This window comes from Bradyrhizobium sp. BRP56 (genome assembly GCF_020194035.1).
GTDB lineage: Bacteria > Pseudomonadota > Alphaproteobacteria > Rhizobiales > Xanthobacteraceae > Bradyrhizobium > Bradyrhizobium australafricanum.
This window is the reverse complement of sequence record NZ_JADYVV010000040.1, coordinates 21109-33638: the sequence shown is the minus strand read 5'-3', so window position 1 is coordinate 33638 and position 12530 is coordinate 21109. Positions and strand designations below refer to the sequence as shown.

Here is a 12530-nt window from a genome sequence, read left to right as displayed (position 1 = left end):
GGCGCGTGAGGCGACAGCGATCAGTCGATAAAGAGAGGCCGCAGACTTTGCGACCTCTCTCTTTGATTTAAGCAGTCACCACCAGTGGCGGTGATGATGGCGCCAACCGTAGTGATGGCCCCGGTACCAGCCATAATGATGGCCGCGTCCCCAACCGTAGTGATGGCCGCGACCGCCATGATGACCCCAACCGTGTCCATTCCCGTGTCCGTGGCCGCCTCTGACCTGAATGACTTCACCCGCGGTGCTACCCATTGCATGTGGCGTTGCCATCGGCATGGCCGATGCCGACAGCATGGGCGTAAGCGAAAAAGCACAACCGATAACTGCGATTGCCAAGAGCCTTTTCATAAGATGGTCCTCCCGTTTTGAGCGCTAACCCAGCAGACTATCAGTCGCGCATTGCAATGCTCGCTGAACGGTGCATTCACCTACGGTTCATCGATGCCGCGCTTCGGCGCTGCCTAGACCCCTCTGGGGTCTATTGGAATCTGATGAGCCATATTCATGGAACGTCGTTCGTCGCGCGGTTGGTTGCCGGGGCTCATTCTGGAGGACAAAATGAAGCGCACAATTATCGCACTTTCTGCCGCCTGCCTTATGGCTTCGAGCACCGCCTTGTTCGCGCAAGGCGTTTCGAGCAAATCTCCCGGCCACGAGATGCAGGACAGGGGCTCCAAGAAGGGTAGCCCCGGCGCCTCAGGTTATGCGCCCGGACAGGAAATGCAGGCAAAGGGCTCGAAGTCTGGCAGCCCCGGCGCATCGGGATATGCTCCTGGTCAGACGACAGGGTCCAGCACCGGAATGAAATCGGGTGGCTCGTCAGGTCCAAGTAGCCGGCGTACGGGTCGTCCCAGCGTTCGGCCGGGGCGATCCTTATCGGACGCCGCGTTACCTTGGCCTCGGGCCCCGCGGCGCGGTGGCGAACGTTAGACCAAGAACCTTAGCTCTGAGCCGCACCGCGGCTTCGCTGCGGTTCATCTCAACGGCAATGTCGACAGCGTAACGGCCCTCCGCGATGAGCTTTTGCAGAGTATCGTCTTCAGCGGGATCCCAAGGGCGGTTCTTTGGCATTGCGATGCAAATCAGTCTTTGAGGCCAATTCGTACTGGTGAGCCTTCTCCAGCAGCGCGTCTCTGATCGGGCCGGGCGGAAGAAGAGCGGCCTGTCTTCGCGCTTCGCGTGCACAAAGCTGACTTCTTGCTCTTTCGTCATAGCTCGCCTCCAGCTCCTTGCGGACGGCCGCCGCAGAATTCCGGACTTTATCGACCGCCTTACGAAGCTCTTCCTTCGAGACACCGAGCGCATGAGCCCAGCATTTCATTTGGTCGGGCGCATGCAGATTGATCTTTGAGCGCTCGAACTGATCTTTTTGCGTAAGGCTCTCCATTCTCGAACAACTCCGGCTTGGGCGCTCCGTTCCTAACTAGGAACTGTCGGCCAAATTCGTGTGTTCATTCGATCAGGAGGTGACGACATGGCAAAGGCAGCATGGAAACGACCGGGTTCACCCATCGGCAAAAAGGGGCCAAGAAAAGCCAACCCCAAGTACAAGCGCCGTTCGCGTCAGCCCTGGACCGACAAGGAAGTCAACGGGCTTCGAGCGCTGGCAAGGGCGAACACCCCGACAGGTGTCATCAGTCTCAAGATGGAGAGACCGAAAGGCTCGATCGCTAGCAAGCGCAGCGAGAGGGCATCTCGCTGCGGCCGGTCAACCGCTCACCCTACAATCGTCGCAAGAAGACCGCGCGGCGCTAGTTTTTGGTGGGCGGGATCTCCTCGAGCACCCCACTCACATTGGGCTCCTCCACACCCTGATTAATGTCGTCGGAGCCGTTGCACGCGCATCTCATACCCGCGCCACACTGGCATCCATGCCGGTTTGTCGTCCACGCCAAGTGCGGATGGTTTTCGCAAACCCAGCCGAGGCCGCCGCAGATCGGACAATTGGGGTTGATCATGCCGCGAGCAGACGCTTGTAGCGCCGGTAAGCGTCAATGGCGTTGTTCGCGAGCATCAGCGGCCGACGCTCACCAGCCCGCGCCATGTCATCGATGTTTCTGAGAAGGAAGCGGCTCGCGTCGCCAGGATCTATGATCTCGCCGGAGCGCTCGAGGAAGTCCCAGGCGATTTGGATCGACTTTTCTACGAGGACTGGCAGGAGCTCACTCATGAGAGCAAAACCAATTTCGGTCGCGGAGGTTCCTTCTGTGACGGCATGGTAACCGCGAACGTCATCCATTTTCGATTGCCTAAATTTCCAGTCAGCATTTGCTCATCGCTAGGAACAGCCGATAGCAGGGGCAGTTGAACTGGAATCAAATGGAGCGATGACATGGCATACGAAGAACGAGAAACGGGAAGTCTTATAGGAAGTGACAAGGTCGAAGGGACTGCGGTGTACGGCTCCGACCGATCGCGTATCGGTTCGATCGAACGGGTCATGATCGACAAAGTGAGCGGGAAAGTCGCGTACGCTGTTTTGGGATTCGGCGGCTTTCTCGGGATCGGCGACGACCACTATCCGCTGCCTTGGCACTCACTGAAGTTCGACACTGGCCTCGGCGGCTACGCAACGGGCATTACTGAAGACCGGCTGAGCAGCGCGCCGAAATACAGCGACGAGCGCAGCTGGAATTGGTCGGATCCTGCGGTGGCTCGCTCGGTCGACGACTATTACCGGGGAATACCCGCTCCTTAGGCAAGGCCGCGCACAACAAGGCCGCCATGAAATCGGATGCCCTCCAGTTTCGGAGGGCAGCCCCGTTAACATATTGAACTTCCGATTGAGGAATCACGCTGGGCTGCCGTCCTCAAGACGTGGGCGGGGCGGCGGTAAATTTTGAAGTCGCTGCACTAAAGATAATGGTGAGCTATCCTGGTGGAGTCGCCGCTTTGGTCGACCTCAAGCGCGACATGGCTATCCACTAAATATGATGCCAATGCAAACGTCTTAAAGCGACCCCGATCTGGTAGTCTGGGAAGTGACCGAGGCCGCCCGCGAGCAAGGTCCGAGCCGCGGCCCGTGGTCGCGCCTGATAGACAGCTATGTGTGAGAGACACCGGTAGTGACAAAGGTCATGCCGGACGCGGCAACAATGCTCGATCGTCGCTCGGAATATCCAACTCATCCCACAAGACCAGAGAGAGAGCGTGAGCAATGTGGTGAAGCCGTAGATTGCCAAAATTGTTTGGATCATAGCAAGCCGTTCCCGCAAACCGGCGTGAAGTACGCGGTCCCTTGTATCCGGGGCTGGCGGAAGAAGCATCAGGGACCGCGCTCCGCGCTGGCGTATTCCCTAAGTCGTTGAATAGCGGAAATGGTCCACCCCGACACCACTGTTGGCCGGTTGCGCTCCACGGCAACATTAGCTCTGAGATGGGATGTGATCGGTGGAGACCTACGGGCGAAGTCGTGCGCCCCGATGCGCTGCAATATTCCTGCTGAAAATTCGAAAAAAGCGGCCCGGCCTTGGGGTAGCTCTGGGGTAGGCCGGGCCGTCAGGACATGCCGAAATGTGAGTTTCCGGCCGCGCCATGAGCGGTTCCGATTCGGGCAGCAAGAGGGCGCGCAATTCGATGTCGGGGGCGATCATTTTGCCAACTCCGCCAGATTTAGTATTTCGGCGACGATTTTACGCCGCTCCGATGTGTCGTTTGATCGATTGAACTTTTCTTCCAGCACTTGGAAGGTTGTTCTGATCAGCATGTCATCGAGCACGACCGGCAATTTATCCACGGCATTGAATCCGGCAGCAGCTGCCTCCTCAAACCCAGCCACGTATCCCTTCTTAAAGGCCTCGCGATCGTGCAGAAGATGCACGATCTTCGGCTCAATGGACGCGTTGAAGGCATGTCCGAAAACAAGAAACATACTCATGCCGCCACCGCCGTTTCAGCCTCGAACGACGCAAAGAACACGCGGGGAATTCCAGTGAATGGTACGACGACTGATTCGGGCGTACGAAGGCGCGATCTCGACCTTGGGGATAGGGGTCAACCAGGCCGAGATCGCGCTGCCTCGCCGCTGCCGACATCGCGATCATTGTTCGCCTTCATGGCCGCGTTCTGGCCGGATGGTGGCTCGATCTTGGTTGTCCGCGATGTTCACCGTGTCGGCCTTGTCGTCGGGAGCCTCGCGGCGATCCGCCATCGCCTCGACGGCTTCGATCACATGCCGTCGTACTGCCCGATCCCGGATCGAGCGAAAGGCTCTCAAGAGCCGGAATATCTGCGCGGCTTCCTTCGCCTGCCGTTCCTTCGACACGATCAGCCCTCAGCCCAGGCGGTCAATCCTAGCTGTCACACGTACTGCTGCAATCCCGGAGAATTTCGGGCGGGCATGAGGCTGGGGGCAATGAGGTGCACCCCGGCGAAGTAAACGCGGTCCCGTTCGTGCTGTCTGAGGGTCACGGCCGGGACCGTGCTCCGCTCTGGCGGATTACATAAACCGAAGATGGCGGCGGGAACGTTCCTACCGGCCGGAATGTTTCAGGTAATTGCCTCAACTTGGCTGCCGTAGTCCGGGCGACGTTATCTACTCGGTCATGTGCGCCGCCGTCTCCTCCGGGCCTTGCGCAGTAGCGTCTCACGATCTGACCCCGGAGGCATGGCTTTGACTTCCTCTCGGAGGCTCTTCGCCTCATCGACCAATCGCTCACAAGAGACCGAGTTTTCTTGAAATGGCGTCGCCTCTGCATTGGGACGGCATGTGCTCTAGGAGCAGGTGCCGCGTGTTGGCCGCCATCTCGTCACGCTGGAGCGGACTCTACTCAACGTGGAACGCCTGCATTTTCGCGGCAAATTGCCTAGCGACCTCGGGCGGGATTTCGAGCGGCTTTCGGCTAATGGGCATTACCGGAGAATAGGTATGCATGGCCGATTTAAGCTCCCGCGTAGAACGAATGGCGCATTGCCTTGCGCAGGCCAGGTTTCGGAAACTTGCAGCACGGGGCGAGCACGCTACACGTCTCCGCAACTACGGCACCAGTGCGGGCTAGAGCGCTGGTGTTTTTGTAAGAAGCGGCCCCAGCGACATGTGGGCCTGGTAGGGTGCGCGGCGGCGATCAGGGTGAGACTCCGTATTGCCTCACATATCGATGCTCCCGAGTGCGGTCGGTTGCCTCATTTATTTTGCTCCCGGCTTGGGTTTAGGAGGAGGCCGGGTGCGGAGATGGCCGGGGTTTCGGAGCGCCCGGCCTCCTCCGCTGGCACTGGCACATCATTGGGGTGTTGTGACCTCATACCCGGCGGCGTTTTCTCCGTAGGAACGAACAGTAACGCGTTCGCTTGCTCGCTGCGCCGGGATTTAAGCCGACGTTGAAGCGTTCGAAGAAGCTTGTTCGGATAGGCTCCAGGATATTCCACCTGCAACGGGGAGAGCAGTTCGCTGCCAGTCCGCCAGGGCTCCACATCAAACCATTTTCGCAGATCCGGCGTTGCCCTGATGAGCGGGGCGGGACGGCGCCGGCCTCTTTTCGCTTTGACGATTGGCCGATCCGTCGGTCGCATAGCTCCGTCCTTCTAGGCGGTTCGTACGCTTGCGGCGCGGATATCGTGCAGCAACGCGACCGGGTCGAGACCTGCAAGATCAACAATGTCGCTCCGCTCGGAGGATCGGCTCGGTCCGCCCGAGCAACCCTCGGACGCGCAGTGTAGGGCGAGCCACCTCATCGGCAGAGGCGGACATACGGTCTTACGATTCTTCTCAGGCGGCTTCGCCAGCTTCAATTTGACACTCAACCGGCGCAACCTGGCATGCGCTCGCTCGACGCGCGTGTCATGATGTTGGCCCTTGGCACTGCGTCCCTTCGCCATATCTGCTTTCCTTTTCCGGGAAGGGCTCCTGCGTCTTGCGATCGATGAACGTGTCCGGGCCGGGTTTTCTTTTGAGCAACCGGATAGATTTGGCAGAGGCCTTTACGGCCTCATCAACGATCGCTTGTCTCGCTGTTGAGAAGTGTATATGCAATTAATGACTCGCTGATCGGCCATGGACCGCGCTCCTTCGCTTGTGCAGGCGGGAGCGCTCTCGGTCTCTCAGTCACCGACGCCTAGCGTTACCGCGATCAGGTAAGACGGTCAGTCTAGTCGGTGCTCGGACGAGCAATGATATGGCCTAAAGCTATGGATCACCCGAGAGAGCGCAGTGAGGACAGTACCGATCAGCGGCTTTGCCGAGTTGGCGTCGGAATTCCTGCCGGAGAGCTTCTCCCTCCCAAGTCGTGCCATCGCACTTGATCAGCTTTCTGGCGCGAGCAAAGGCGTGGTTTTCAGCCGCATCATCGCCGACACGGACCACGATATCCAGATGGAAGGGACATACTGCTATGGCATGGGTCGTTTCCAGTGCGTAGTGCACGGCTGAACGCAAATCATCTACGTGGCTGCTTACGGGCATACGAGCCTCCTCGGACGAAACAGGGCTCGGAGTGCTAGAGCCTGAGTCCCGTAACCCTTGAACAGTCAGGTTTTCGGATGCGGCTCATCTATAGCCCGCTTGGCTGGCCTATCATTGATATAGCGCAAAAGAACTCGGCTCTATGCAAAAGCTCGGCTACTAGTTGAGATGGCCGGGCGAATGCAAATATGAGCTCGATGAACACTGCGAGTGTGCTGTGGTGCCAGCACACTTCCATCCGGACGAATACGGGTGGCGGACGGCGTTAGACGCACTTGAGTGGAGGCTGTTTACCCGCCGGACCCAGGCACGAACGCATCCACGGACGCGGCTATTCGGGTTGCCAATTCAGCAGCGGTCGGCGCGGACTGCTTTTCGAGTGGTAAGGCGACGGAATGCGCCGCCGCCAATCCGGCACCAGCGGTACAAATGGCTATCGCAATTGCAACGAGATGATCGATCCTCATGGCGATGGTCCTTCGCATCGACCCCATCAAATAACCGGGCAAATTCAAAGTTGGTTCCCCCGTCTGAGCGAGTTCCTGTGAGTGATCGCCGGAACTCCCCCAAAGACTTGAACGTTGGGTCTTGTTGTCGAGCCGACAGAAGGACACGCCGTCGCATCGGCTGCGCCGTGCCAGTGCGCGCGTTTATTTCAGAACAGCCCGACCAGGGAGAAGAGAGCGACTTCGGTCAGGAAAGCGACACTCATGATAGCGACGGTGAGAAACACGTCGCCAGCCGACAGATTTGTCATAGTGTGCCTCACATTTCGCGAAGCCCCCGTGGGTAATTCACCTATGATAAAAAGGTTCGGTTCCAGCGGACAAGCAAGCCCGATGCACGTTGCTATCGTGGCGGCAGGAAGACCTTGCGATAACGGTTGAACATTTTCATCACACTTTAGGTGGTCTGGCTCATCTAGGACGTCAAGCCAGAAATAAAGCCAGCCTGGCTGCGGCGTTCAGATGTTTCCGACGACGTAAGCAACGCGATCAGGCGTTGCGCCGGCGATGCCGACGATACATGTGCGGGGATGGCAGCGGTGTACATGGTGGCGAGCCCGCATCCTGGCGGCAAGGGGCCGGACAGAATGACGCCTTTGGTGCTGTTGATCTCGGTCGATTGCGTGCAGCCGATCGGCCGCCGGTCATTGGACTCGGCCAGATATCGCATGGCGGTCGCGCCGTTTGGAAAAACTCTCAATCGGTCGGCGATGACATCAGCGATATCTATTTGTGCGAGCAGCTTGGCGACATGAATTCCGGCGGTCGATGCCTTGGTATCCGGCACGAAGATCGCGTCAGCGGCGAGCAATGCCGCGCGCAGGCTGGCCGCGTCGTCGGCGCTGACCAACGGATCGCCGGCCCGAACGGAGAGGGCGGTTTCAACCCGGCCGATGTCCGTGATCGAGCTGCGCAAAACCAGCCCTTCGTCGGCAAGCTTCGCGATCAGAGCGGCGGTCAGGATGACGATGTCGGTCGGTACGCCGGCGCGCAATCTGTCGGCCATGGCGCCGACCGCGCCAAAATCGCCGGCAATGCCGAGGCCGGTTTCGGCTTCAAACGCGGGCTCAAGGCTGCGCACCAGGCCTTGCGCCGCCCCGCCACTCAGGATGTTCAACGTCTTCATGCGCCATGTTCCCTTCGCCCGTGGACTCGCCGCCGCGTGCCTATTTGAGCTTGTCCAATCTCTTGACGACGTCTGCCCACTTCACGATATCGGCGCGTAGGAATGCGTCGAATGCCTCCGGCGTCATGATCATCGGCGCCGCGCCCTGCGCGGCCCAGAGCTTCTCGACCTCCGGCCGCCTGATCGCCGCGTTCACAGCCGCGTTGAGCTTGTCGACGATCGGCTTCGGCGTGCCCGCCGGGGCCATCAGGCCGAGCCAGATCGTTGCCTCATAGCCGGACACGCCCGCCTCGGTCACCGTCGGAACGTTGGGCAGCACCGTCGAACGGGTCTTGCCGGTCGTTGCGAGCGCTCGCACCTGGTTTTCGGCGACATTCGGCGCCATCGCGGGAACGGCATCGATCATCATCTGGACCTGGCCGCCGATGACGCCGCCGCGGGCTTCGCCGCTATTGCGGTAGGGCACGTGCACGACGTCGATCCCGGCCATGGCTTTGAACAGCTCGCCCGCCATGTGATACGGCGTGCCCTGACCTGACGAGGCATAGTTCAGCTTTCCGGGCTGGACCTTTGCGAGGGCGATGAATTCCTGCAAGGTCTTGGCCTGCACGGCGGGGTGGACCACGATCACGAGATCCGAGGTATTCAACGACGCGATCGGCGTCAGGTCGCGCATCAGTTCATATTTGCGCTGCGGCACCAGCGATTCGTTCGCGGTCTGGGTGTTCGACATCATCAAGAGGGTGTAGCCGTCGGCCGGTGCCTTGGCGACCTCGAGCGTGCCGATCACGCCGCCGGCGCCGGTGCGGTTCTCCACCACGAAGGGCTGGCCGAGGCTTTCCTGCAAGATGCCGCCGATCTGCCGCGCGGCGACGTCGGCCGGACCGCCGGGACCGAAGGGAACGATGATCCTGCCCGGCCGTGCGGGATAGTCTTCGGCGTCAGCATATGAGCCTGACATGGACACGGTCAGCAACGCCGCGACGAACACCAAGGCGTACCGCAAGCCTGCCATTGACGGAATCCCCCAACTTTAGTCTTGTTTCTTGATCAGAAGTCTAGCTGCAACCTGAAGCTTCTGTCGACGACAGACTCCGTTTTCGCGCATCGGAATAAGAGCGGGAGGACGGTGTACTCAAACTTCGCCATCGCGTGCGGGGAATCATATGAGGAAACATCCTGGGCTATCGCGCCGCGACATGCTGAAGGGCTCGGGCGCGGTGCTGGCCGGGGCCGCCCTTTCAACGCGCGTGCTGGCTGCTGCGCCGCCAGCCGAACCGGTGACGCCGACGTTGATCGAGGCAGCGAAGAAAGAGGGGCAGGTCGTCTATTACACCTCGACCGATCTGCCGGTTGCCGAGAAGCTGGCAAGGGCATTTGAAGCGAAATATCCCGATATCACCGTGCTCGTCGAACGCACCGGGGCGGAGCGTGTGTTCCAGCGGGTCGGCCAGGAATATTCCAGCAACATTCATGCCGTCGATGTCGTCAATTCCTCCGACGCCGCACATTTCATCGTGTGGAAGCGCGAGGGCATTCTCGCGCCCTATGTTCCGGAGGAGGTCGCGAAATACTACCCCGACGAGCATCGTGATGCGGACGGGCAATTCGCAAGCTTCCGGGTCTGGCTTTCGATCATTGCCTACAACACCAATCTCGTGAAGGCCGAGGAGGCGCCCCAGAGCTTTGCCGATCTGCTGGATTCGAAATGGAAGGGCAAGATCGTCAAGGCGCATCCCGGCTATAGCGGCACCATCATGACCGCGACCTATCAGATGCAACGCGATCTCGGCTGGAGCTTCTTCGAGAAGCTCGCCAAGCAGAACATCATGCAGGTGCAGTCCTCGACGGATCCACCCAAGAAGCTCGATCTCGGCGAGCGTGCTGTCATGGCCGACGGCAACGAATACAACATCTTCCAGATGAAAGAGGCCGGCCGCCCGGTCGAGCCGGTCTACGCCACCGAGGGGTCACCGATCATCGTCGGCCCTAACGGGATCTTCAAGGACTGTCCGCACCCGAATGCCGCCAGGCTGTTTCAATCCTTCGCGCTCGGGCGTGAGGGCCAACAGCTCAATGTCGAGATCGGCGGCCTCAGATCCGTCCACGCGCAGGCCAAGGAGAAGGCTGGACGCAGGCCGCTAAAGGACATCAAGACGATGAAGGACGATCCGGTGGCGGTGGAGCGGGAAGGGGAATCGATCAAATCGCATTATACCCGCATCTTCCGAGTCTGATGGGACTGCTCAGACCAATAACTGCCCGTCCGGGCGCCTGCCGCATGGCACGTGCCCGGATTTCGCGCGAGCTGGGTCAATAATGCCCCTCGGCGGAGGCGACGTTTGATGTTACCAATTTGACCATGAACCAGCATGCCAAGGTCGATATCCGCCATTCCACCTGTCCGCACGACTGCCCCTCGGCATGTGCGCTCGACGTCGAGGTGATCGAGGGCCGCTCGATCGGCAGGGTACGCGGCTCCAAGCAGCAGACTTATACGGCCGGCGTGGTCTGCGCCAAGGTGGCGCGCTATGCCGAGCGGATTCATCACGCCGAGCGGCTGATATTTCCGCTGCGCCGGACCGGGCCGAAGGGCTCCGGCCAGTTTGCGCGGATCTCCTGGGACGAGGCGCTGGACGAGATCGCGGCGCGCTTCGACGCGGCCGAGCGGGAATTCGGCGCCGAGTCGGTCTGGCCTTACTATTACGCCGGCACCATGGGGCTTGTGATGCGCGACGGCCTCAACCGGCTGTCGCATGTGAAGAAGTATTCGCGCTTCTACGGCACGATCTGCGCAACCATCGCGCGCATCGGCTTTGCCGCCGGGACCGGCAAGATCGCCGGCGTCGATCCCCGCGAGATGGGCGTCTCCGACCTCATCGTGATCTGGGGCACCAATCCGGTGAACACCCAGGTCAATGTGATGACGCATGCATCCCGCGCGCGCAAGGAGCGCGGCGCGAAGATTGCGGCGGTCGACGTCTACAATAACGAGACCATGAAGCAGGCCGACATCAAGATCCTGCTGCGGCCGGGGACCGATGGCGCGTTCGCCTGCGCCGTGATGCATGTGCTGTTCCGCGAGGGATTTGCCGATCGCGACTATCTTGCGCGCTATACCGATTGCCCCGACGAGCTGGAAGCGCATCTGAAGACCCGCACGCCGGAATGGGCTTCAGCGATCACGGGCGTACCGGTCGAGGAGATCGAGGAGTTCGCGCGGCTGGTCGGACAGATCAAGCGCTCGTTCTTCCGTCTTGGCTACGGCTTTACCCGCAGCCGCAACGGCGCCGCCCAGATGCACGCGGCCTCGTGCATCCCCGCGGTGACCGGTGCCTGGCAGTATGAGGGCGGCGGCGCGTTCTTCAACAACGCCGCAATCTGGCGTTTCGACGAGTCGATCATCGAAGGCCACGACGCGATCGATCCCTCGACGCGGGTGCTCGATCAGTCCAAGATCGGCCGTATCCTGACCGGCGATGCCGAGGCGCTCCGGGGCGGCGGACCGGTCAAGGCGATGCTGATCCAGAACACCAACCCAATGACGGTGGCGCCCGAGCAGGCGCTGGTGCGCCAGGGCTTTGCCCGCGAGGATCTGTTCGTCGCAGTGCACGAGCAGTTCATGACCGAGACGGCCCAGATGGCCGATATCGTGCTGCCGGCGACGATGTTCATGGAGCACGACGACCTCTATTACGGCGGCGGTCATCAGCACATCTCGGTCGGCCCGAAGCTGATCGATCCGCCCGGCGAGTGCCGTTCCAATCACGAGGTGATGCAGGGGCTCGGTCGCCGGCTCAACGCCGTGCATCCCGGCTTCGACATGACGCCGCGCCAGCTGATCGACGCGACCTTGAAGAAGAGCGGGCACGGCACGATCGAGGCCCTGGAGGCCGACATTTGGCGCGACCTGCAACCTGATTTCCGCGCGTCGCATTATCTCGACGGCTTTGCCCATGCCGACAAGAAGTTCCACTTCAAGGTCGACTGGGGCAAGGTGCCGGTTGGCGCGGGCGGGCTGATGGGCGCGTGGGACAAGATGCCCTCGCTGCCCGACCACTGGACCATCATCGAGGAGGCGGACGCGCAGCATCCGTTCCGGCTCGCGACGTCACCCTCGCGCAGCTTCCTCAACACCAGTTTCAACGAGACGCCGTCGTCGCAGGCCCGCGAGGGCGCGCCGACCGTGATGATCCATCCCGACGACGCAGCCAGCCTGTCGATAGCCGACGGCGACGCGGTGACGCTCGGCAACACGCGCGGCGAGACCACGCTGACCGCGAAACTGTTCGACGGCGTTCGCCGCGGCGTGCTGATCGCCGAGTCGATCCATCCGAACAAGTCCCATATCGGCGGGCGCGGCATCAACATGTTGACCGGGGCGGAGGCCGTCGCGCCGCTCGGCGGCGCCGCGTTCCACGACAACAAGGTCTGGATCCGGAAGGCATCGGCCGCCGCATAAATCCTGCTTGCAGTCGGCGCCGATCCTGCCGCAAAT

At 60.7% G+C, this 12530-nt stretch carries 10 protein-coding genes and 2 pseudogenes; 4 read left to right on the top strand and 8 right to left on the bottom strand.

The genetic code is table 11. The annotated features are described in order from the left end of the window. Window positions 1–20 precede the first annotated feature (20 nt). The 3 genes and pseudogenes from I6F38_RS25900 to I6F38_RS25890 all read right to left on the bottom strand — a co-directional run bounded on the left by I6F38_RS25900 (window position 21) and on the right by I6F38_RS25890 (window position 2242). Window positions 21–200, bottom strand: a complete 180-nt coding sequence (locus tag I6F38_RS25900; RefSeq protein WP_225162325.1) for a hypothetical protein — start codon at window positions 198–200, stop codon at window positions 21–23. A gap of 1025 nt (window positions 201–1225) precedes the next feature. Then, window positions 1226–1390, bottom strand: a pseudogene (locus I6F38_RS25895) (DUF3606 domain-containing protein); the annotation flags it as partial. Window positions 1391–1957: 567 nt separating this feature from the next. Then, window positions 1958–2242 carry a hypothetical protein gene (locus I6F38_RS25890; protein WP_016840994.1) on the bottom strand — a complete coding sequence of 95 codons (285 nt, stop codon included), beginning with the start codon at window positions 2240–2242 and terminating at the stop codon, window positions 1958–1960. Between the two features lie 93 nt (window positions 2243–2335). Between I6F38_RS25890 and I6F38_RS25885 the strand changes: the two genes are divergently transcribed. Continuing rightward, window positions 2336–2701: a PRC-barrel domain-containing protein gene (locus I6F38_RS25885; RefSeq protein ID WP_038373630.1), complete on the top strand. Its 366-nt coding sequence runs from the start codon at window positions 2336–2338 to the stop codon at window positions 2699–2701. Between the two features lie 891 nt (window positions 2702–3592). On the opposite strand, the gene I6F38_RS25880 is transcribed toward I6F38_RS25885, so the two are convergent. The 3 genes and pseudogenes from I6F38_RS25880 to I6F38_RS25870 all read right to left on the bottom strand — a co-directional run. After that, window positions 3593–3880 carry a hypothetical protein gene (locus I6F38_RS25880; RefSeq protein ID WP_016840992.1) on the bottom strand — a complete coding sequence of 96 codons (288 nt, stop codon included), beginning with the start codon at window positions 3878–3880 and terminating at the stop codon, window positions 3593–3595. Between the two features lie 162 nt (window positions 3881–4042). Continuing rightward, window positions 4043–4267: a hypothetical protein gene (locus I6F38_RS25875; RefSeq protein ID WP_016840991.1), complete on the bottom strand. Its 225-nt coding sequence runs from the start codon at window positions 4265–4267 to the stop codon at window positions 4043–4045. A gap of 954 nt (window positions 4268–5221) precedes the next feature. Beyond that, window positions 5222–5544 (bottom strand): annotated as a pseudogene (locus I6F38_RS25870) (ISNCY family transposase); the annotation flags it as partial. 604 nt (window positions 5545–6148) lie between these two features. Here I6F38_RS25870 and I6F38_RS25865 point away from each other — a divergent pair. Continuing rightward, on the top strand, window positions 6149–6367 hold the full coding sequence (locus I6F38_RS25865) for a hypothetical protein (RefSeq protein ID WP_038386995.1): 219 nt from the start codon (window positions 6149–6151) through the stop codon (window positions 6365–6367). A gap of 954 nt (window positions 6368–7321) precedes the next feature. On the opposite strand, the gene I6F38_RS25860 is transcribed toward I6F38_RS25865, so the two are convergent. Continuing rightward, complete coding sequence (locus I6F38_RS25860; protein ID WP_225162324.1) at window positions 7322–8032, bottom strand: substrate-binding domain-containing protein; 711 nt, start codon at window positions 8030–8032, stop codon at window positions 7322–7324. Window positions 8033–8072: 40 nt separating this feature from the next. Next, window positions 8073–9047 (bottom strand): tripartite tricarboxylate transporter substrate binding protein, encoded by a 975-nt coding sequence (locus I6F38_RS25855; RefSeq protein WP_038373620.1) that lies wholly within the window; start codon window positions 9045–9047, stop codon window positions 8073–8075. 151 nt (window positions 9048–9198) lie between these two features. Between I6F38_RS25855 and I6F38_RS25850 the strand changes: the two genes are divergently transcribed. Both I6F38_RS25850 and I6F38_RS25845 read left to right on the top strand, forming a co-directional pair. Then, on the top strand, window positions 9199–10269 hold the full coding sequence (locus I6F38_RS25850) for a substrate-binding domain-containing protein (RefSeq protein WP_225162323.1): 1071 nt from the start codon (window positions 9199–9201) through the stop codon (window positions 10267–10269). A 125-nt stretch (window positions 10270–10394) separates the two neighbouring features. Next, the gene (locus tag I6F38_RS25845; protein WP_225162322.1) at window positions 10395–12494 is read left to right on the top strand and encodes a molybdopterin oxidoreductase family protein; all 2100 of its coding nucleotides are present in this window, start codon (window positions 10395–10397) and stop codon (window positions 12492–12494) included. Window positions 12495–12530: the final 36 nt, after the last annotated feature.